The following is a 21,057-nucleotide window of genomic DNA, read 5'->3' on the forward strand; positions in this document are numbered from 1 at the left end:
CCGCGCATCACGCGACAGACGACAAAACGGGTGGCCAGGGCCACCCGTTTTTCTTGGGCGGTCCCTGTTCCATGCACAGCGCGCGACTCAGCCTCCCTTCCGTGAAACTTGGCGCCACGCAGGGCGTGGCTTGCGTGAGGTGACAGCTCAGGCCGCGTCCGGCGCACCGGGGTCCTGGGCCAGGGCCGACGGCCCTCCCACCGGGCCGGGTTCGCCCAGCGCATCCGCCAGCAGCGGCAGCGCGCGGAGCACCGCCGCCTCGCCCTGCGCGATGGCCAGCGCGGCGCGGTGGAAATCCATGGCCGCGATGTCCGACAGGCGCGGGCGGATCACCACGTCGGCCGGTTCCCCGGCCAACCACCTCGGCGCCCATGGCCCGGCACAGCGACACCGGCACCGGGTTCACCAGCCCGCCGTCGACCAGCAGCCGATCATGGAGCTGCGCCGGCGTGAACAGGCCCGGCAGCGCGATGGAGGCACGCACGGCCTCGATCACCGGGCCCTCGCGCAGCCACACCTCGCGGCCCGTGCCCAGTTCGGTCGCCACGCAGGCGAAGGGGCGCGCCAGGCCTTCGATGCCGCGGTCTTCGAAATGCCGGCGAAAGAAGCCCGTGAGCTTGGCGCCTTCGATGAGCCCACCGCCCATCCTGAAATCCATCAGCGACACGACGCCCTGCCAGCTGAGCTGGCGCACCCAGCCATCGAGCCAGTCCAGGCGCCCTGCGGCATGCACCGCACCCACCAGCGCGCCGATGGAGGTGCCGCACACCACGTCGGGCGCATAGCCCGCCTGCTCCAGCGCGCGGATCACGCCGATGTGCGACCAGCCGCGGGCCGAGCCGCTGCCCAGGGCCAGGCCGATGCGAGGGCGGCGCGGCGCAGGCATGGTCCGCCGCTCGTCAGGCCTTCGCCGCCGCGGGCAGCAGTCGCTTCAGGTAGCGCCCCGTGTGACTGGCCTCGCAGGCCGCCACGTCCTCGGGCGTGCCGGCCACGACCACCTGGCCGCCGCCGGCGCCGCCTTCGGGGCCCATGTCGATCACCCAGTCGGCGGTCTTGATGACGTCGAGGTTGTGTTCGATCACGACGATGGTGTTGCCCGCGTCGCGCAGCTGGTGCAGCACCTTGAGCAGCAGCTCGATGTCGGCGAAGTGCAGGCCGGTGGTGGGCTCGTCCAGGATGTAGAGGGTGCGGCCCGTGTCGCGCTTGGACAGCTCCAGCGCCAGCTTCACGCGCTGCGCCTCGCCGCCCGACAGCGTGGTCGCGGCCTGGCCCAGCTTGATGTAGGACAGGCCCACGTCCAGCAGGGTGCGCAGCTTGCGCTCGATGGTGGGCACGGCCTTGAGGAACTCGTGCGCGTCTTCCACCGTCATGTCGAGGATCTGCGCGATGTTGCGGCCCTTGTACTGCACCTCCAGCGTCTCGCGGTTGTAGCGCTGGCCCTTGCAGACTTCGCAGGGCACGTACACGTCGGGCAGGAAGTGCATCTCCACCTTCACCACGCCATCGCCCTGGCAGGCCTCGCAGCGCCCGCCCGCCACGTTGAAGCTGAAGCGGCCGGGGCCGTAGCCGCGTTCCCTGGCCGTGTTCGTTTCGGCCATCAGCTCGCGGATGGGCGTGAACAGGCCCGTGTAGGTGGCCGGGTTGCTGCGCGGCGTGCGGCCGATGGGCGACTGGTCGACGTTGATGACCTTGTCGAAGTACTCGATGCCTTCCACCGCCTCGTGCGGTGCCGGCTCCTCGTGCGCGCGGTACAGCGTGCGCGCCACGGCGGCGTAGAGCGTGTCGTTGACCAGCGTCGACTTGCCCGAGCCCGACACGCCGGTCACGCAGGTCAGCAGCCCGACGGGGAACGCGACGCTGACGTTCTTGAGGCTGTTGCCGGTGGCGCCGATGACGCGGATCTCCTGCAGCGCGCCCTGCGTGGCGATGTGCCGCGCCTCGCGCTCCGCCCGGCGCTCGGCAGCCGGGCTGGGCGGGAACTTGGAAGCCTTCTTCTTTTCGGGCGCTTCCTGGCGCACCACCGGCAGCCAGGGCGTGCGGCGCGCGGGCACCTCGATCTTGCGCGCGCCGCTCAGGTACTGGCCCGTGAGCGACTGTGGATTCGCCGCCACTTCCTGGTGCGTGCCTTGTGCCATCACGCGGCCGCCGTGGATGCCGGCGCCGGGCCCCATGTCGATCACGTGGTCGGCGGCATGGATCATGTCCTCGTCGTGCTCGACCACGATCACGCTGTTGCCGATGTCGCGCAGGTGCTTCAGCGTGCCGATCAGGCGGTCGTTGTCGCGCTGGTGCAGGCCGATGCTGGGCTCGTCGAGCACGTACATCACGCCCGTGAGGCCCGAGCCGATCTGCGAGGCCAGGCGGATGCGCTGTGCCTCGCCGCCCGACAGCGTCTCGGCGCTGCGGTCCAGGCTCAGGTAATTGAGGCCCACGTCGTTGAGGAACTTGAGCCGCAGGCCGATCTCGCGCACCACCTTGTCCGCGATCTCCGCCTTCGCGCCCTTGAGCCGCAGCGCCTGGAAGTAGCCCAGGCAGTCCTTGAGCGTGAGATGGCTCAGCAGGTAAAGGGGCATTTCCGTCTGGCCGGCCGGCTGCGCTTCGTCCACCAGGAACACGTGCCGCGCCTCGCGCCGCAGCCGCGAGCCGCCGCAGTCGGGGCAGGGCTGCAGGTTGCGAAAGCGCGCCAGGTCCTCGCGCACCATCACCGAATCGGTCTCGCGGTAGCGCCGCTCCATGTTGGGGATGATGCCTTCGAAGGGGTGCTTCTTCGTCAGCTTGCGCCCGGCCGAGGCACCGCTTTCCAGCGTGTAGCTGAACTTGATCTCCTCGCCGGCCGAGCCGTGCAGCACCACCTGCTGCATGGAGGCGGGCAGGGCCTCGAAGGGCGTGTCGAGGTCGAACCTGTAGTGCTTCGCCACGCTCTCCAGCATGCTGAAGTAGTAGCCGTTGCGGCGGTCCCAGCCCTTGATGGCGCCGCTGGCCAGCGACAGCGAGGGGAAGGCCACCACCCGCGCCGGATCGAAGAACTCGCGGTGGCCGATGCCGTCGCAGCTCGGGCAGGCGCCCACGGGCGAGTTGAAGGAAAAAAGGCGCGGCTCCAGCTCGGCCAGCGAGTAGTGGCACAGCGGGCAGGAGAACTTGGCGTTGAACAGGTGTTCCTTGTCTTCCTTTCCCTCGCCGCCCAGCTCCAGCGCAATGGCGCGGCCTTCGGCCAGCCGCAGCGCGGCCTCGAAGCTCTCGGCCAGGCGCTGCTGCATGTCGGGCCGGGCGCGCAGCCGGTCGATCACCACGTCGATGTCGTGCTTCTCGGTCTTCTTGAGCTTGGGCAGGTCGTTGTACTCGTAGGTCTGGCCGTCGACGCGAAAGCGCACGTAGCCAGCCGCCTGCATCTCGGCGAAGAGCTCGAGGAACTCGCCCTTCTTCTCGCGCGCCACCGGGGCCAGGATCATGAGGCGGGATTCGTCGGGAATGGCGAGCACCGCATCGACCATCTGCGACACGGTCTGCGCCTGCAGCGGCAGGTGGTGGTCCGGGCAGTAGGGCGTGCCGGCCCGCGCGAACAGCAGGCGCAGGTAGTCGTGGATCTCGGTGACCGTGCCGACGGTGGAGCGCGGGTTGTGGCTGGTGGCCTTCTGCTCGATGCTGATGGCGGGCGACAGGCCCTCGATCAGGTCCACGTCGGGCTTGTCCATCAGCTGCAGGAACTGCCGCGCATAGGCCGACAGGCTCTCGACGTAGCGGCGCTGCCCCTCGGCGTAGAGCGTGTCGAAGGCCAGGCTGGACTTGCCCGAGCCCGACAGGCCGGTGATCACCACCAGCTGGTTGCGCGGGATGTCGAGATCGACGTTCTTGAGGTTGTGCGTGCGCGCGCCGCGGATGCTGATGCGCTGCTGCGCCAGCAGGCTGCCGAGGTAGGCGTCGTCGGAAGGGGCGCGATCGGGAGCGTTCACGGGCAGGGACGGCGTGGGGGCGTGGGAAGGCAACCGGGCATGATAAGGGGGGCGAGCGCGAACCGCAGGCAGGTGCGCACGGCCCGCCTGCCCAGGGGGGCGGACCACGCCAGGCAGTCGAGGGCGGCGGCTTCGGGCACAATGCCCGGCTCGCTTTTTTCTTCCATCCACGTCATCAGGGGCAGCGCACATGGCATCCGTCAACAAGGTCATTCTGGTCGGCAATCTGGGCCGCGACCCCGAGTCGCGCACCTTCCCCAGCGGTGGCCAGGTGTGCAACGTGCGCATCGCCACCACCGACCGCTGGAAGGACAAGCAAAGCGGCGAGATGCGCGAAGTGACCGAATGGCACAACGTGGTCTTCAACGACCGCCTGGCCGAGATCGCCGCGCAATACCTGCGCAAGGGCTCGCAGATCTACGTCGAAGGCCAGTTGCGCACGCGCAAGTGGACCGACAAGGACGGCAACGAGCGCTACACCACCGAAATCCGCGCCGACCAGATGCAGATGCTGGGCAGCCGCCAGGGCCAGGGCGGCCCTTCGGGCGGCGGCGACGACGAGGGCTACGGCGGCGGGGGCCGCGGCGGTTATGGCGAGGGCGGCGGCGGTTACTCGCGCGCGCCGGCCGCGGCGCCGCGGGCGCCGGCACCGCGCCCCGCACCGGCTCCGGCGCCCGCGTCGCGCTCGGCCACCGGCTTCGACGACATGGACGACGACATTCCGTTCTGAATCTGGGGCCTTGGCAGCCGCCCGGCTGCCCGCCCGTCCAAGAAGAACAAAGGCCTGCGCGTCATGTACGCGCAGGCCTTTCGTTTGGAAGAGCCCGGCCGCTGCGGGCGTCTCAGCGCCGCGCCGCCTGGCGCGCGCAGTCGGCGCAGCGGCCGTAGAGCGTGAGTTCGTGCCCGTCCACCGCGAAGCCCGGTGGCGCCCAGCGCGCGAAGTCCTCGTGGCAGCCGTGCACGTCGAACACGCGCTGGCAGCTGCGGCACTGGAAGTGGTGGTGGTGCCCGTGGTGGGCCGATTCGAAGCGCGGCGCCTCGCCGGGCAGTTCCACGGCGCGGATCTCACCGGCTTCCTGCAGCAGCTTGATGTTGCGGTAGACCGTGGCGATGCCCAGCTCGGCCACCTGGCGCTGCGCCAGCTCCAGGATTTCCTGCGGCAGCAGCGGGCGCTTGGCGGCGTCGATGGCATGGCGGATGGCGGCGCGCTGGCGCGTGCCGCGCTGGAAGGTGCTGGGCGCGTCGGGGGACATGCGGTGACTATAGAAGCAAGCGGCTTGGGCCGCGGAGCGAAGGGCGAAGCCCGTGGGCCGAACCGGGCCGGTCGCCTTCAGCCGAAGAAGTCCGCGAACCCGCCCGCCGGCTCCATGCGCACGCCGCGCTGCAGCAGCCGCAGCGGGCCCGGCATCACGCGTTCGCGCTCGGGGTGCAGCGGGTCGCCGGGGTAGGCGATGGCGCGTGCGCCTTCGTGGTCGAAGACCTCGGGCCGCACGCAATGCGGCTGGCGTTGTGCGGCGGCGGCGAGCAAGGTGGCGGTGTCCGCGTAGGCGGCCAGATGCACCAGGCTCATGAGCTGGGGTGGCACCAGCACGATCCTGCCGTCCCAGTACTGCGCCAGCGCGTCGCGCGGCGCGAACCAGCGGCCGTCGACGGCCTCGTGCGCATCGGGCACGGCCTGCTGGCCTTCGGGCAGGGCGGCGATGAAGAAGCGGGTGTCGAAGCGCCGCGCCTTCACGAACAGCGCCTGCACGGGCGTGACCCAGCGCGACCAGGGCCGCAGGGTGCCGGTGCTCAGATGCAGGCCGTGCGTGCGCAGCAGGCTGCCGAAGTCGCCGTCGCGCGCGGCCTGCAGGGGCAGGGCCTGCGCAGGGCCATGGGCGAAGAGCACACCGCATTCCTCGAACACCTCGCGCGCAGCGGCCACATGCAGGGCCACGGCGGTCGTGCTGTCGAGCCCGGCCTCGCCCAGCCGCGCCTGCAGCGCATCGGCGGGCAGGTCGATGTGCGCCTGCAGCGCCGGGTCGGCATCGGCCGCATCCACCTTGCCGCCGGGAAAGACCCACGCACCGCCCAGCACGCTGGACTGCTCGTGGCGGCGCAGCAGGTAGACCTCCAGCCCGGCCTGGCCGTCGCGCACCATGAGCACCGAGGCGGCAGCCTGCGGGGCGACCGGGGGCGGTGGCGTGGGGTCGGACATGGGATTTCCAGGCTGGTTGTCGTGGCGCGGACATTCTGCGCCCGGCCCCGCGGCGCGCGGCTGTCGCCAGCGCGGCAGCCTCGGGTTGATCCCGGGGCGCGGACGAAGCCCGGCGGCCCCTGGGCGAAGGTGCGACGGCGCGATAGGCTCGGGGGCTCCGCAGCCCTGCCGCTCCCATGACTTCTTTTGCCTTCCCCCACGGCTTCGACAGCCAGGCCGCCATCGACGCCGCCTACAACCCCGCGTTCGCGGTGGCCGACGAAGAGGCCGAACTGGCGCATTTCGGCGCGCGCAGCGCCGAGGCGCGCCGCACGCTGCCGGGCCGGTTCGACGTGCCCTTCGGTCCCACGCTGGCCGAGTCGCTGGACATCTTCCCGGCCGCGCAGCCGAACGCACCGGTCTTCGTCTTCATCCACGGCGGCTACTGGCGCGCCGGCCTCGCCTCGCACTTCAGCAGCGTGGCGCTGGGCCTGCAGCCGCTGGGCATCACCACCGTGGTGCTCAACTACGCGCTGTGCCCCCAGGTGCGGCTGGACGAGATCGTGCGCCAGGTGCGCGCGGGCCTGGCCTGGGTGCTGCGCCACATCGGCGAGCAGGGCGGCGACCCGGCGCGCGTGGCCATCGGCGGCCATTCGGCGGGCGGCCACCTGGGCGCCATGGCGCTGCTGGCCGACTGGGCCGGCGACTACGGGCTGCCGGCCGATCCCTTCGTGGGCGCATTGCTGGTCAGCGGCCTGTACGACCTGGCGCCGCTGCGCTACAGCTACCTGCAGCCCATGATCCAGCTCGACGAGGGGCTGGTGCAGCGCCAGTCGCCGGTGCGCCGCGTGCGGGCCAGCGCCACGCCGCTGGTGCTGACCTGGGGAGACCGGGAGCAGGACGCCTTCGCGCAGCAGTCGCAGGCCTTCCACGCCGCCTGGACGCAGGCCGGCAACCGCGCCGAGCTGATGCCGCAGGCCGGCGCCAACCACTACTCGGCCATCCACGGTTTCGAGCACGCGGACAGCGCGCTGGCACGCACCGTGCAGCGCCTGCTGAAGGCCTGATCCCTGCTGGCGTATGCTGCCCGCGCCTTTCCCCCGCACCCCCCCTTCGAGGAGAGAACCGAAATGAACGTCACCCGCCGCAGCCTGGCCAGCGCCTGCGCCGCCCTGCTGATGGGCCTGGCCGCCGCCGCGGTGCCCGCCCAGGCCGGTCCGCGCCTGGACAAGGTCATGGAGAGCAAGACCCTGCGCGTCGGCACGCCGGGCGACTACCGACCCTTCGCCATCAAGACCGAGGCCGGCTACAGCGGCCATGACATCGACCTGATCGAGGCCATGGCCAAGGAGCTGGGCGTGAAGGTGGAGTACGTGGCGACCAGCTGGCCGAACCTGATGAAGGACCTGCAGTCCGACAAGTTCGACATCGCCGTGGGCGGCATCACGCGCAACGTCACGCGGCTGCGCCAGATCGACATGCTCCCGGGCTACGCGCCCTTCGGCAAGGTGGCGCTGGTGCAGGCCGCGGCCAAGGACAGGTTCACCACGCGCGAAAGCCTCAACCAGCCCGGCGTGCGCGTGATCAAGAACCCGGGCGGCACCAACGAGGCCTATGTGCTGCAGAACCTCACGGCCGCGCAGGTCAGCACGCACGACAAGAACGCCGAGATCCCGGGCCTGATCGCCGAGGGCAAGGGCGACGTGATGATCACCGAGACCTACGAGGCGCTGCACTACGCGCGCACCGACCCGCGCCTGCATGCCGCCTTCATCGACGCGCCGCTCACGCCCGTGAACACGCTGGGCTTCATGATTCCGGTGGACGATGCCGACTACGCGCGCGTGATCAGGTTCAGCTGGGAGCTGGTCGACAGCCGTGGCGGCGTGAAGGCGGCGGCCCAGAAGTGGCTGAAGTGAGGCCGGCGGCGCGCCCGCAGGCCGACGGGAGTGGCCCGCGCAAGGCGCGACGGCCTACAAGCCGGGCGCCGGCGCTGCGCGAAAAACGCCTTGCGGACGGCCCCGACCTTCGGAGACCCGGACGCTGCCACCGATTGGCACAGCCTCCGTGCATTGCGAAGGGGAAGCCCGCCGCGAAGCCAGCAGGCCGATGCCACAGCGGCAGCGCCCCCGGAACGAAGGGCCGACGCCAAGGGCACCTGCGGGTGCCCTTTCTCTTGCCGCGCCTTCAGGCGGCCTTTCCCTCGGCCCGCCGGCGCGCGTCATCTCCTTGCGCTCCCGCGGCGCCGAGCCGCATGCGCGGGGTTTCGCCCCTTCGGCCGCCGCCGCGTGCGACGGGCCCGGCCTTCGCATGAGTGCGCCTGCTGCCCACTTCGCGGCCTGGCGTGAGCGCCTCGAGCGGGGCCAGGTCGCGGTCTACCTCGCCGCGCTTGCGCTGGGCGCGGTCACGGGCCTGGCCCGCCCCGGGCGCATGCCGGCCGCCCTCATCGATCCGGCGATCGCGCTCATGCTCTACCTCACCTTCCTGCAGGTGCCGATGCGTGCGCTGGGGCGGGGGCTGCGGCAGGGCCGGTTTCTGGCGGCCCTGGCGCTTGCCAATTTCGTGGCCGTGCCGCTGCTGGTGGCGGGCCTGGGGCTGTTCCTGCCGGCCGCGCAGCCGCAAGCCGACCTGTTGCGCCTGGCCGTGCTGCTGGTGCTGCTGGCGCCCTGCATCGACTATGTCGTGACCTTCGCGCACCTGGGGCGGGCCGACGCGCGCGCGCTGCTGGCGGCCACACCGCTGTTGCTGCTGGCGCAGATGGCGCTGCTGCCGCTGTTTCTGCGCGTGGGCCTGGGCGAGGCCGCCGCGCAATGGGTGCGGCCCGGCCCCTTCCTGCGGGCCTTCGTCTGGCTCATCGCCGTGCCGCTGGCGCTGGCCGCGCTCACGCAGGCCGCGGCCGCGCGCCATCGCGGGGCCGACGCAGCCGTGCAGGGACTGGGCCTGCTGCCCGTTCCCGCCACCGCGGCGGTGCTCTTCGTCGTGATGGCCGCGCTGCTGCCGCAACTGGGCGCGGCCCGCGAAGCCGTGGTATGCGTGCTGCCGCTCTACATCGCCTTCGCGCTGGTCGCGCCGCCGTTGGGGTGGGCCGTGGCGCGGGCGCTGCGCCTGCCGGTGCCCGCCGGCCGCGCCGTGGCCTTCAGCGCCGGCACGCGCAACTCGCTGGTGGTGCTGCCGCTGGCGCTGGCCGTGCCCGGCGGCGGTGCGCTGCTGCCAGCCGTGGTGCTCACGCAGACGCTGGTGGAGCTTCTGGCCGAGCTGGTCTATGTGCGGGTGATCGCGCGCTGGGGTGGCGTGTCGGCGCCGCGCTAGCCGAAGCCGCAAGACCCTGCTGATGCAGGCGGCGGCGCTTCGCGCCATCATCGCGCCATGCACGACGTCGCCCTCTCCATCCTCGACCTCTCGCCCATCCGTGAAGGCGGTGACGCGGGCGAGTCCTTCCGCAACTCGCTGGCGCTGGCGCAGCACGGCGAGGCGCTGGGCTTTCGGCGCTACTGGCTGGCCGAACACCACGGCATGCCCGGCATCGCGAGCGCGGCCACGGCCACGCTGCTGGCCTTCATCGGCGCGGGCACGAAGAGCATCCGCATCGGCGCCGGCGGCATCATGCTGCCCAACCATTCGCCGCTGGTCATCGCCGAACAGTTTGGCACCCTGGCCGCGCTGTACCCGGGCCGCATCGACCTGGGCCTGGGCCGCGCGCCGGGCTCGGACCAGCGCACGGCCCGCGCGTTGCGGCGCGACCTGAACAGCGATGCCGACCGCTTCCCGCAGGACGTGGTCGAGCTGATGGACTTCATGAGCCGCGAGCCGCGCCAGAGCGTGCTGGCCGTGCCAGGCCATGGCAGCGAGGTGCCGGTGTGGATCCTGGGCAGCAGCACCTTCGGCGCGCAGCTGGCCGCGCACCTGGGCCTGCCCTTCGCCTTCGCCTCCCATTTCGCGCCGCAGATGCTGATGCCTGCGCTGCAGATCTACCGCGACAACTTCCAGCCCTCGGCGCAGCTGGACAAGCCCCACGCCATGGCCGGCTTCAACATCTTCGCGGCCGACGACGAGGCGCAGGCCCACTGGCATGCGAGCTCGTGGCAGCAGTCCTTCGTGCGCCTGCGCACCGGCATGCCGGGCCGCCTGCCGCCGCCGGTGGAAGGCTACCGCCAGCGCATCGGCCCGGCCGAGAACGCGCTGCTCGATTCGGTGCTGTCCTGCTCGGCCATCGGCACGCAGGAGCAGGTGGCAGCGCGCCTGCGCGAGTTCGTGGCGCAGACCGGTGTCAACGAGCTGATCATCGCCAGCGGCATCTACGACCACGCGGCGCGGCTGCACTCGTATGCGCTGGCGGCCGAAGCGGCCCAGGGCTTGCGCGCGGGCGCCTGAAGCCCCGCCACGCGGCCCGGCTTGAGTCTGTTCAGGCTGCGGGCGCGACGCGCCAGCCCAACCGCGTCGAAATCTCCGCCGCCGCCGCACGCACCCGCACGGCCGCCTCCGAATCCCAGTCGGTCGGAAACTCGTCCTGGTGCCCCAGGGCGGTGATCACCACGCAAGCCGTGCCCGCATGGTCCAGCGCGGGCGCGCTGAAGGCGCTCACGCTCGGAATGGGGCGGCCTTCGGCGCGCACCACGCCATGCGCCGCGATGTCGGCGCGCGCCTGGTCCAGCACCGCCCGTTCGGCCTTCGTGAACACGCGCGGGGCCATCGGCGCGTCGCCCAGCGCGCCGCCCAGCGCATGCGCCACGCGCTCGTCGGGCAGGGCGGCCGCAAAGGCGCGGCCCGTGGCCGTGCCCAGCACCGACATCACGGTGCCCACGCGCATGGCCACCAGCAGCGGCTGGCGCGCCTCGGTCATGCGCACGATGGTGGGGCCGAAGCTGCCCCACACGGCCAGCGCCACCGCGTAGCCGGTCTCGCGGGCCAGCTGTTCGGCGATCGGCTCGGCGATGCGGATCGGCTCCAGCCGGTGCAGCGCCGCCAGGCCCATCTGCAGCGCGGCGGGGCCCAGGCCGTAGCGGCCCGTGAGGGCCTCCTGCTCAATCAGCCGCAGCTTGCCGAAGCTCACCAGGTAGTGGTGCGCGCGGGCCGGTGACAGCCCGGCCGCCGTGGCCAGATCCTTGAGCGCCATGGGCTCGCGGCGCTCGCTGAGCACCAGCAGCAGGCGCCCGCCCACCTCCACCGACTGGACCGCGCGCTGGGCCGTCCCTTCCTCGTCTGTCTTTCTCGTCGCCATGCCTTGCCCGGGGATGTCTGTTGCGGCTCGGGACTTTACCTTAGGCAAATTCATTTGCAGGAATGGATGGGTTGCGTCTACCATCCGTTCGGCAAACGCATTTACCAATAGCAAAATTCAGCAGCCGCGCGGCGGTACATGCCCCTCCGGAGTCCCCAGGTCCGGGGCGCCGCCCCGCCGCGTTGAACGACCAGGAGACATTTCCATGCAGTTGAGCGATCTGGCGGCCGCGGGGCCGTCACCGGACTACCAGAAGCTGGTCTTCGACTACCGCCCGCATGTCGACCAGCAGGCCGCGCGGGCCGGCCAGGTGGCGCGCCATCCCGTGGTGGTCGTGGGCGCCGGCCCGGTGGGGCTGGCGCTGGCCATCGACCTGGCGCAGCAGAAGGTGCCCGTGGTGCTGCTGGACAACGACCACCGCCTGTCCACCGGCTCGCGCGCCATCTGCTTTTCCAAGCGCTCGCTGGAAATCTTCGACCGCCTGGGCTGCGGCGAGCGCATGGCCGACAAGGGCGTGTCCTGGAACCTGGGGCGCGTGTTCCTGCGCGACGAGCAGATCTATGCCTTCGACCTGTTGCCCGAGGCCGGCCACGAGCGGCCCGCCTTCGTGAACCTGCAGCAGTACTACGTCGAAGGCTTCCTGGCCGAGCGCGCGGCGCAGCTGCCGCTGATCGACCTGCGCTGGAAGAACCAGGTGGTGGGCATGGAGCAGCAGGCCGACCATGTGCGCCTGACCATCGAGACGCCCGACGGCCCCTACGAGATCGAGGCGGACTGGGTCGCGGCCTGCGACGGCTCGCGCTCCACCCTGCGCCGGCTGCAGGGGCAGGAAAGCAAGGGTCGCGTCTTCAAGGACCGCTTCCTCATCGCCGACGTGCGCATGGACGTGGACTTCCCGGCCGAGCGCTGGTTCTGGTTCGACCCCGCCTTCCACCCGGCCAGAGCGTGCTGCTGCACCGCCAGCCCGACGGTGTGTGGCGCATCGACTTCCAGCTGGGCTGGGACGCCGACCCCGAGAAGGAGCGCCAGCCCGAACACATCCTGCCGCGCGTGCGCGCGCTGCTCGACGCCTCGCCCTTCAAGGGCACCGAGTTCACGCTGGAATGGGCCAGCATCTACACCTTCGCCTGTCTGCGCATGGACGACTTCCGCCATGGCCGCGTGCTCTTCGCGGGCGACTCGGCGCACGGCGTGTCGCCCTTCGGCGCGCGCGGTGCCAACTCGGGCCTGCAGGACGCCGAGAACCTGGCCTGGAAGCTGGCCGCCGTGCTGCGCCAGGAGGCGCCCGAGGCGCTGCTGCAGAGCTACGCGCAGGAGCGTGAATTCGCGGCCGACGAAAACATCCGCAACTCCACGCGCGCCACCGACTTCATCACACCCAAGAGCGAGATCAGCCGCCTGTACCGCGACGCCGTGCTGCACCTGGCGCGCAAGCATCCTTTTGCGCGCACGCTGGTCAACAGCGGGCGGCTGTCGGTGCCGGCGGTGCTGAACTGCTCCGCGCTCAACAGCGTCGGGCAGCATGCGCGCATTGTGCGCATGCCGCTGGCGCCCGGGCCGGCGGGGGCTTTCGCGCTTCAGGCCGCCGCGCGCTTGCGGGCCTCTTCGTCCACCAGGTCCTTCTTCGACAACTTGCCCACGGGCGTCTTGGGCAGCTCGGCGCGGATCTCCAGTTCCTGCACCATCTCGTGCTTGCCCAGCCGGTCCTTGAGGAAGAGCTTGAGCGCGTCGATGTCGAAGGGCGCGGCGCCGTCCTTGAGCTTGACGAAGGCCTTGGGCGACTGGCCGCGGTAGGCATCGGGCACGCCGATCACGCAGACCTCGGCCACCGAGGGGTGTTCGTAGATCGCTTCTTCGAGCACGCGCGGGTAGACGTTGAAGCCGCCGCACAGCAGCATGTCCTTGGTGCGGTCCACGATGTAGACGAAGCCGTCGGCGTCCATGCGCGCCACGTCGCCGGTCTTGAAGTAGCCGTCGGGCGTCATCGCCTCGGCCGTGGCCTGCGGGTTGTTCCAGTAGCCCTTCATGACGTTGGGGCCCTGGATGCACATCTCGCCCGGCTGGCCCACGGGCACTTCTTCGCCCGAGCCGTCGAGCGCCAGCATCTTGAAGCGCACATGCGGCAGCGGCATGCCGCAGGAGCCGGCCTTGCGCTTGCCGCGCGCGGGCGTGAAGGTGCCGCTGGGCGAGGTCTCGGTCATGCCCCAGCCTTCGTTGAGGTGGCAGCCGGTGAGGTCGAAGAAGCGCTGCTCGATTTCCACCGGCAGCGGCGCGCCGCCCGAGCCGCAGAACTTCAGCGAGCGCAGGTCCAGCTCCCTGGCCTTGGGATGTGTGAGGATGCCCATGAACATCGTCGGCACGGCCGGGAAGACGGTGATCCTGCTGCCCGACAGTTCCTGGATCACGGCGTCGGGGTCGAAGCGCGTGTGCAGCACCAGCGCCGCGCCCAGGCGGATGCCCAGCAGCATGGCGGCGCTGAGCGCGTAGATGTGGAACAGCGGCAGCACGACCAGGAAGCGCTCCACGCCTTCGGCCAGGATCGGCGGATCGCCCTTGGTCGATTCGAGGTACTGCACGTTGGCCGCGCACAGATTGGCATGCGTGAGCATGGCGCCCTTGGGCAGGCCGGTGGTGCCGCCGGTGTACTGCAGCACCACGATCTCGTCGCGCACGTCCTTCACCGGGTGCGGCGTGAAGGCGCCGTCGTTGTCGAGCAGCGCCGCGAAGCTCAGCTGGCGTGCGTCCTCCACCCGGGGCGCGATCTGCTTCGCGCCTTCGAGGTGGGCGCGCACCGCCGCGGGGGCGCCGGCGAACTCGGCCAGGTCGCCGACGACCAGGTGTTTCAGGCGCGAATTCCCCAGCTGCCGTGCCGTTTGCGGGTACAGGCTGGCCAGGTCCAGCGTGATCAGCACGTCGGTGCGGCTGTCCTCGATCTTGTGTGCGATCACGCGCTCGGCGTCCAGCGGCGAGTAGTTGACCACCACGCCGCCGGCCTTGAGCACGCCGAAGAAGGCAATGATGTAGTGCGGGCTGTTGGGCAGGTACAGGCCCACGTGCACGCCCGGGCCCACACCCAGCTGCTGCAGGCCGCGCGCAGCCTGGTCGCTCAGGCGGCCCAGTTCGCGGTACGTGATCTTGCGGCCCATGAACTCGATGGCGGTGTTCTCGGGCCAGCGCTGCACGGCGTCGTCCAGAAAGCGCGTGACGGGCTGCAGCGGCAGTTCACAGTCCCAGCGCATGCCGGGCGGGTAGTGGGCGATCCAGGGGGTGTCGGGCGAAAAGGTCGGGCTGGCGGCAGCGGCCATGGGGATGTCTCCGGAAGCGATGTGACAGCGGCCGCACTTCGGTGGGCGGCCATGGAACGGAATCCGCCTTCTGCGTGCGGTCTTCGCATTCTTGTGCGGGTGGAGCGCCGGCCGGGGGACGCAATGACACCCGCGCGACAGCCGCGATGCGCTCGGCTCTCGCCGCCGCCATGGCCGGAGAGGGCCAGGCAAAGCCAAGGCGCCGCACGCGGGCTGCGTGGGCGCCTCTTCGCTGGGGCCCCCGAGCGCGGGGGGCGCGGCCTACTTGCTGTCGCGCAGCTCGCGGCGCAGGATCTTGCCCACCGGCGTCTTCGGCAGTTCGGTGCGGAACTCGACGATGCGCGGCTGCTTGTAGCCCGTGAGGTTGGCGCGGCAGAAAGCCTTCACGGCTTCCTCGGTCAGCGATTCGTCCTTCTTCACGATCACCAGCTTCACGGCCTCGCCGGTCTTCTCGTCGGGCACGCCGACCACGGCGCATTCCAGCACGCCGGGCAGCGTGGACACCACGTCCTCGATCTCGTTCGGATAGACGTTGAAGCCGCTGACCAGCACCATGTCCTTCTTGCGGTCGATGACCTTGAAGAAGCCGCGCTCGTCCATGGTGCCGATGTCGCCGGTCTTGAAGTAGCCGTCGGCCGTCATGACCTTGGCCGTCTCGTCGGGCCGCTGCCAGTAGCCGGCCATCACCTGCGGGCCCTTGATGGCGATCTCGCCGGCCTGGCCCGGCGGCACCTCCTGGCCCGCGTCGTCGAGCAGCTTGAACCAGGTGTTGGGCAGTGGCACGCCGATGGTGCCGGAGTACTCCTTGCTGGTGGTCGGGTTGCAGCTGGCCGAGGGCGAGGTCTCCGACAGGCCGTAGCCTTCGCAGATCGGGCAGCCGGTCTTGTCCAGCCACAGCTTGGCCACGGCGCTTTGCACCGCCATGCCGCCGCCCACCGAGATCTTCAGGTGGCTCCAGTCCACCGTGTCGAACTGCGGGTGGTTGGCCAGGCCGTTGAACAGCGTGTTCACGGCCGGGAAGCTGTGCACCTTGTGCTTGGACAGCTCCTTGAGCACCGCCGGCAGGTCGCGCGGGTTCGGGATCAGCAGCAGCTTGCCGCCCGTGCGCATGCTCAGCATCATGCCCACGGTGAAGGCGAAGATGTGATAGAGCGGCAGCGCGCAGACGCTGGTGGGCTGCTCGCCCTGCGGCACGCGGTCCATCACGGGCTGGTTCCAGGCCTCGGACTGCAGCACGTTGGCGATCACGTTGCGGTGCAGCAGCACGGCGCCCTTGCTCACGCCCGTGGTGCCGCCGGTGTACTGCAGCACGGCCACGTCGTCGGGGCCGATGGCCGGCGGCGTGAGCGTGCGGCCGGCGCCCTGCGACAGCGCGTCGTTGAAACGCACGGCGTTCGGCAGGTTGAAGGCCGGCACCATCTTCTTGACGTTGCGCACCACGTAGTTGACCAGCGCGCCCTTGAGGAAGCCCAGCCGGTCGCCCATGGCGGCCAGCACCACGTGCCTGACTTGCGTGGCCGCCAGGCACTTCTGCAGCGTGGTGCCGAAGTTCTCCATGATCACGATGGCCTTGGCGCCCGAGTCCTTGAGCTGGTGCTCCAGCTCGCGCGCCGTGTACAGCGGATTCACGTTGACCAGGATCAGCCCCGCGCGCAGGATGGCCGCCACCGCGATCGGGTACTGCGGGCAGTTGGGCATCATCACCGCCACGCGGTCGCCGCGCGCCAGGCCCAGGCCCTGCAGGTAGGCCGCGAAAGCCCGGCTCTGGCGGTCGGTTTCGCCGTAGCTCACGTCCTTGCCCATGAAGCTGTAGGCCGTCCGGTCGGCGTACTTGCGGAAGCTTTCTTCCATCAGCGCCACCAGCGAGTTGTACTGGTTCACGTCGATGTCGGCAGGCACGCCGGCGGGGTAGGCACTGAGCCAGGGGCGGTCGGTCATTTGCGCGGGTCTCCTAGGTCTAGGGAAGTGGCCACTCGGGACTTGCCGCCCCTGTCGGGGCGCGGGCATCCGGTGAATCCGGCCATGAAAAAGCCTGCGTGCCCGTCGGGTGCACGCAGGCCGCGGCCGCATGGTAGCGCGATGTAACGGCGCCCCGACCCGGGGCTGTCCCTCGGAAAGGGCGTTGGCCAGCGGTCGGGCCGGGGGCGAGGCGGCTCAGCCCTTCAGCGCCGCCAGCACCTCGTCCAGCATCTTCTTCGCATCGCCGAACAGCATGCGGTTGTTGTCCCGGTAGAACAGCGGGTTGTCCACGCCCGCGTAGCCCGAGGCCATGGAGCGCTTCATCACGATCGAGGTCCTGGCCTTCCACACCTCCAGCACCGGCATGCCGGCGATGGGGCTGGTGGGGTCGTCCTGCGCGGCCGGGTTCACGATGTCGTTGGCGCCGATGACCATCGCCACGTCGGTGTCCGGAAAGTCCTCGTTGATCTCGTCCATCTCCATCACGATGTCGTAGGGCACCTTGGCCTCGGCCAGCAGCACGTTCATGTGGCCGGGCATGCGGCCCGCCACGGGGTGGATGGCGAAGCGCACCTGCACGCCCTTGCCGCGCAGCGTCTTCACGATCTCGTTGACGGTGTGCTGCGCCTGGGCCACGGCCATGCCGTAGCCGGGCACGATGATCACGCTCTTGGCATCGCGCAGCAGCTCGGCCGTTTCGGCCGCGCTCACGGGCACGGCCTCGCCCTGGGGCTCGCTGGTGTCGCCCTTCTTGGCCGGCGTGCCGCCGCCCGAGCCGAAGCCGCCGGCGATCACGCTGATGAAGTTGCGGTTCATCGCGTTGCACATGATGTAGCTCAGGATCGCGCCCGAGGAGCCCACCAGCGCGCCGGTCACGATCAGCAGGTCGTTGCTCAGCATGAAGCCCGTGGCGGCCGCGGCCCAGCCCGAGTAGCTGTTGAGCATGGACACCACCACGGGCATGTCCGCGCCGCCGATGGCCATCACCATGTGCACGCCGAAGAGCAGCGCGATCACGGTCATCACCGTCAGCGGCAGCATGCCGTCGGCCACGGTTTCCGCGCGCAGGAACTCGCGGCCGAACCACAGCACGACCAGCAGCGCGGCCAGGTTGAGCCAGTGGCGTGCCGGCAGCAGCAGCGGCTTGCCGCCGATCCTGCCGTTGAGCTTGCCGAAGGCGATCAGCGAGCCGCTGAAGGTCACGGCGCCGATCAGGATGCCGACATAGATCTCCACCTCGTGGATCACCTTCTCGGCGCCCGTGAGCTGGAGCGAGGTGTCCACGTAGCTGGCGAAACCCACCAGGCAGGCCGCCAGGCCCACGAGCGAATGCATGAGCGCGACCAGCTCGGGCATCTGCGTCATCTTGACGATCTTGGCCGCGTACAGGCCGATGCCGCCGCCGATGACCAGCGCGCCGACGATCCAGGCGATGCCCGAGGCGCTGACGCTGGGGCCGAAGACCGTGGCCAGCACGGCCAGCGCCATGCCGACCATGCCGAAGAGGTTGCCGCGGCGCGAGGTTTCGGGGTTGGACAGGCCGCCCAGGCTGAGGATGAAGAGGATCGCGGCGCCGAGATAGGCGACCGTCGCGAGGCTTTGGGACATGGTCGTCGTTCCTTATTGTTGTTCTTTCCCGGGCTTACTTGCGGAACATGTCGAGCATGCGGCGCGTGACCGCGAAGCCGCCGAACATGTTGACGGCCGTGAGCACCAGCGCGGCGAAGGCCAGCCACTGGATCAGCCCGTCGGGGCGCCCGTTCACGCCGGCGCCGGGCGGCGCGATCTGCACCAGCGCGCCGATGGCGATGATGCTGGAGATGGCGTTGGTCACGCTCATCAGCGGCGTGTGCAGCGCGGGCGTCACGTTCCACACCACCATGTAGCCGATGAAGCAGGCCAGAACGAAGACCGTGAAGTGGCCCAGGAAGGCCGCCGGCGCGTACGCGCCGATGAACCAGAAGGCCACCGCCGCGACGGCAAAGAGGAGGGCCAGCGTCTTGGCCGGCAGCGGGCCGCTGCTGCCATGGCCGTGGCCGCCTTTCTTCTGCTCGACGGGCGCGGTGGCGGCCTTGGGCGCAGGCGCGGGCGCCTGCTGCAGCGGCGGGGCGGGCCAGGTGATGGCGCCGTCCTTGACCACCGTCAGGCCGCGGATCGCGTCGTCCTCCATGTTGACCACCGCGCGGCCGTCCTTGGCCTTGCACAGCTCTTCCAGCAGGCGCAGCAGGTTGGTCGCGTACAGGGTGGACGACTGCTTGGCCAGGCGCGAGGCCAGGTCGGTGTAGCCGATGACCGTCACGCCGTGGCGCACCACGGCCTCGCCGGGCACCGTGAGCTCGCAGTTGCCGCCCTGCTCGGCGGCCATGTCCACGATCACGCTGCCGGGCTTCATGCTCTGCACCATCTCGGCGGTGATGAGCTTCGGGGCCGGCTTGCCGGGGATCAGCGCGGTGGTGATGACGATGTCGGCATCCTTCACCTGCTCGGCGTACATCTGGCGCTGCGCCGCCTGGAAGCCCTCGCTCATGACCTTGGCGTAGCCGCCGCCGCCCGAGCCCTCTTCCTCGTAGTCCACCTTGACGAACTCGCCGCCCAGCGACTTGACCTGGTCGGCCACCTCGGCGCGCGTGTCGTTGGCGCGCACGATGGCGCCCAGGTTGGCCGCCGTGCCGATGGCCGCCAGGCCCGCCACGCCGGCGCCGGCGATGAACACCTTGGCCGGTGGCACCTTGCCCGCGGCCGTGATCTGGCCGTTGAAGAAGCGGCCGAAGGCGTTGGCCGCCTCGATCACCGCGCGGTAGCCCGACACGCCCGCGGTGGACGTGAGCGCGTCCATCTTCTGCGCCCGGCTCAAGGTGCGCGGCAGGCAGTCGATGGCCAGCACGGTGGCTTTGCGCGCGGCCAGCTGCTGCATCAGCTCCGGGTTCTGCGCCGGCCAGATGAAGTCGATCAGCAGGGCGCCTTCGCGCAGCAGCCCGACCTCCTCGGGCGTGGGCGGCCGCACCTTGAGCACGATGTCCGCCGCCGCCCACAGCGCCGCGGCATCGGGGGCGATGTCGGCCCCGGCGGCGCGGTAGGCGTCGTCGCTGAAGTTCGCGGCTTCCCCGGCCCCGGCCTGCACCGAGACCTGGAAGCCGAGCTTGACGAGCTTTTCGACCACCTCGGGCACCGTGGCCACGCGCTTCTCACCCGCGTAGCTTTCCTTGGGGACGCCGATGCGCTGCACGGCCGTCTCGGGGCTGCTGGACATGAAATCTCCTCGCATACTGGTTCTTTTCAAGGGCGCGGCCTGCCCGGCATGCGCCGGCGCAAGGCGCCAGGGCCCGGCTTGCGGGCCGCGGCGCAGCTTACACGACCGGCTGGCCGCGGGCATGTCCCGCAGGCAGCCCAGGCCGCCGGCCGCCCTGGGGCTGCGGGGGCGCAAAAGTCTCGCGCGCTGTTCGGCTTCTGGTTGCCGATCTCTTGCAATTGCGTCTTTTGATATACAAACGTGCGGGTCCGTGGATAAGTTCGCGCCTACCCGCTCGCCGCGGGCTGTCGGGCTGCGCGGCACCGTCCTAGACTTGTTCAGTTAACAATGTCAGGGAGCACCTCATGCGTATCGCAGCACTGGATGATGAGCCGAGCCAGCTGGACTTGATCCGGCACACCATGGAGAGCCTGGGGCATGAATGCCACGGCTTCGTCGACGGACGCAGCCTGCTGCGCGCCCTGCGGCAGGAGAGCTTCGACCTGCTGGTGCTGGACTGGGCCCTGCCCGACATGGAGGGGCCGAGCGTGGTCAAGGTGATCCGCGAGGAGATGCTCAGCCGCCTGCCCGTGCTCTTCGTGACCAACCGCCGTGAAGAGGCGGACATGGTCGAAGGCCTGGGCGCGGGCGCCGACGATTTCATGGTCAAGCCCATCCGCGTGGGCGAACTGGCCGCGCGCACGCAGGCCCTGCTGCGCCGCGCCTACCCCAGCCAGCACGAGACCGAGGTCGTGTTCGGCCCCTACCACTTCTATCCGCATTCGCGTGCGCTCAAGGTCCACGGCGAGCCGCTGGAGCTCAAGCACCGCGAGTACGAGCTGGCGCTGTTCCTGTTCCAGAACATGGGCCGGCTGCTGTCGCGCGACCACCTGCGCGAAGCGGTGTGGGGCCAGGGGCCGGATGCGACGTCGCGCTCGCTGGACACCCACATCTCGCGCCTGCGCACCAAGCTGGACCTGCGCCCGCGCAACGGCTTCCTGCTGTCGGCCATCTACGGCCTGGGCTACCGCCTGGAGGCCATCGACAGCGAAGCGCTGGGCACGCGCCCCGACAACCTGGCCATGGCCGCCTGATGCGGCGGGCGAGCGGGCGGCGGGCGGGTCCGGCCCGGCGCAGGAGCCTGGCCCCAGGCCGCCCAAGGCGATGAAAGGCCGCGCCTGCCCGGAAGGCGGCCGCGCACGCACGCATGGCGCCAGCGC

15 protein-coding genes and 1 pseudogene are annotated in these 21,057 nt (G+C 70.5%); 7 read left to right on the forward strand and 9 right to left on the reverse strand.

The genetic code is table 11. The features are described from left to right. Nucleotides 1–7: 7 nt before the first annotated feature. Together LG388_RS07550 and uvrA are read right to left on the reverse strand one after the other, a co-directional pair. On the reverse strand, nt 8–886 hold the full coding sequence (locus LG388_RS07550) for a patatin-like phospholipase family protein (protein ID WP_225782245.1): 879 nt from the start codon (nt 884–886) through the stop codon (nt 8–10). A 13-nt stretch (nt 887–899) separates the two neighbouring features. Then, nucleotides 900–3,950, reverse strand: a complete 3,051-nt coding sequence (uvrA, locus tag LG388_RS07555; protein WP_225782246.1) for an excinuclease ABC subunit UvrA — start codon at nt 3,948–3,950, stop codon at nt 900–902. 190 nt (nt 3,951–4,140) lie between these two features. Between uvrA and ssb the strand changes: the two genes are divergently transcribed. Continuing rightward, on the forward strand, nt 4,141–4,680 hold the full coding sequence (gene ssb / locus LG388_RS07560; RefSeq protein WP_225782247.1) for a single-stranded DNA-binding protein: 540 nt from the start codon (nt 4,141–4,143) through the stop codon (nt 4,678–4,680). A 112-nt stretch (nt 4,681–4,792) separates the two neighbouring features. On the opposite strand, the gene LG388_RS07565 is transcribed toward ssb, so the two are convergent. Further along, the gene (locus LG388_RS07565) at nt 4,793–5,203 is read right to left on the reverse strand and encodes a Fur family transcriptional regulator (protein WP_225782248.1); all 411 of its coding nucleotides are present in this window, start codon (nt 5,201–5,203) and stop codon (nt 4,793–4,795) included. A gap of 77 nt (nt 5,204–5,280) precedes the next feature. Further along, entirely contained in the window at nt 5,281–6,147 is an 867-nt protein-coding gene (locus LG388_RS07570) for an NUDIX hydrolase (protein ID WP_225782249.1), read from the reverse strand. Nucleotides 6,148–6,323: 176 nt separating this feature from the next. Here LG388_RS07570 and LG388_RS07575 point away from each other — a divergent pair, with 176 nt between their 5' ends. From LG388_RS07575 to LG388_RS07590, 4 genes are all read left to right on the forward strand, one after another. Further along, entirely contained in the window at nt 6,324–7,193 is an 870-nt protein-coding gene (locus LG388_RS07575) for an alpha/beta hydrolase (RefSeq protein WP_225782250.1), read from the forward strand. Nucleotides 7,194–7,304: 111 nt separating this feature from the next. Beyond that, nucleotides 7,305–8,045, forward strand: a complete 741-nt coding sequence (locus tag LG388_RS07580; RefSeq protein ID WP_225782754.1) for a transporter substrate-binding domain-containing protein — start codon at nt 7,305–7,307, stop codon at nt 8,043–8,045. A 391-nt stretch (nt 8,046–8,436) separates the two neighbouring features. Next, a complete protein-coding gene (locus LG388_RS07585) occupies nt 8,437–9,435 on the forward strand; it encodes an arsenic resistance protein (protein WP_225782251.1) in 999 nt (332 codons plus the stop codon). Nucleotides 9,436–9,492: 57 nt separating this feature from the next. Continuing rightward, nucleotides 9,493–10,497 carry an LLM class flavin-dependent oxidoreductase gene (locus LG388_RS07590; protein WP_225782252.1) on the forward strand — a complete coding sequence of 335 codons (1,005 nt, stop codon included), beginning with the start codon at nt 9,493–9,495 and terminating at the stop codon, nt 10,495–10,497. 31 nt (nt 10,498–10,528) lie between these two features. Here LG388_RS07590 and LG388_RS07595 read toward each other — a convergent pair whose 3' ends face one another. Continuing rightward, the gene (locus LG388_RS07595) at nt 10,529–11,344 is read right to left on the reverse strand and encodes an IclR family transcriptional regulator (protein WP_225782253.1); all 816 of its coding nucleotides are present in this window, start codon (nt 11,342–11,344) and stop codon (nt 10,529–10,531) included. Nucleotides 11,345–11,549: 205 nt separating this feature from the next. Between LG388_RS07595 and LG388_RS07600 the strand changes: the two are divergent. After that, nucleotides 11,550–12,856, forward strand: a pseudogene (locus tag LG388_RS07600) (FAD-dependent oxidoreductase); the annotation flags it as partial. Between the two features lie 65 nt (nt 12,857–12,921). On the opposite strand, the gene LG388_RS07605 reads toward LG388_RS07600, so the two are convergent. The 4 genes from LG388_RS07605 to LG388_RS07620 all read right to left on the reverse strand — a co-directional run bounded on the left by LG388_RS07605 (nt 12,922) and on the right by LG388_RS07620 (nt 19,858). After that, nucleotides 12,922–14,649: a long-chain fatty acid--CoA ligase gene (locus LG388_RS07605; RefSeq protein ID WP_225782254.1), complete on the reverse strand. Its 1,728-nt coding sequence runs from the start codon at nt 14,647–14,649 to the stop codon at nt 12,922–12,924. A gap of 261 nt (nt 14,650–14,910) precedes the next feature. Continuing rightward, on the reverse strand, nt 14,911–16,587 hold the full coding sequence (locus LG388_RS07610) for a long-chain-fatty-acid--CoA ligase (protein ID WP_225782255.1): 1,677 nt from the start codon (nt 16,585–16,587) through the stop codon (nt 14,911–14,913). 216 nt (nt 16,588–16,803) lie between these two features. Beyond that, a complete protein-coding gene (gene pntB, locus LG388_RS07615) occupies nt 16,804–18,216 on the reverse strand; it encodes a Re/Si-specific NAD(P)(+) transhydrogenase subunit beta (RefSeq protein ID WP_225782256.1) in 1,413 nt (470 codons plus the stop codon). Between the two features lie 34 nt (nt 18,217–18,250). After that, nucleotides 18,251–19,858, reverse strand: a complete 1,608-nt coding sequence (locus tag LG388_RS07620; protein WP_225782257.1) for a Re/Si-specific NAD(P)(+) transhydrogenase subunit alpha — start codon at nt 19,856–19,858, stop codon at nt 18,251–18,253. Nucleotides 19,859–20,202: 344 nt separating this feature from the next. Between LG388_RS07620 and LG388_RS07625 the strand changes: the two genes are divergently transcribed. Continuing rightward, the gene (locus LG388_RS07625; RefSeq protein ID WP_225782258.1) at nt 20,203–20,931 is read left to right on the forward strand and encodes a response regulator transcription factor; all 729 of its coding nucleotides are present in this window, start codon (nt 20,203–20,205) and stop codon (nt 20,929–20,931) included. Nucleotides 20,932–21,057 lie beyond the last annotated feature (126 nt).

It is taken from the genome of Xenophilus sp. Marseille-Q4582 (assembly GCF_916700565.1).
Taxonomy (GTDB): domain Bacteria; phylum Pseudomonadota; class Gammaproteobacteria; order Burkholderiales; family Burkholderiaceae_C; genus Xenophilus.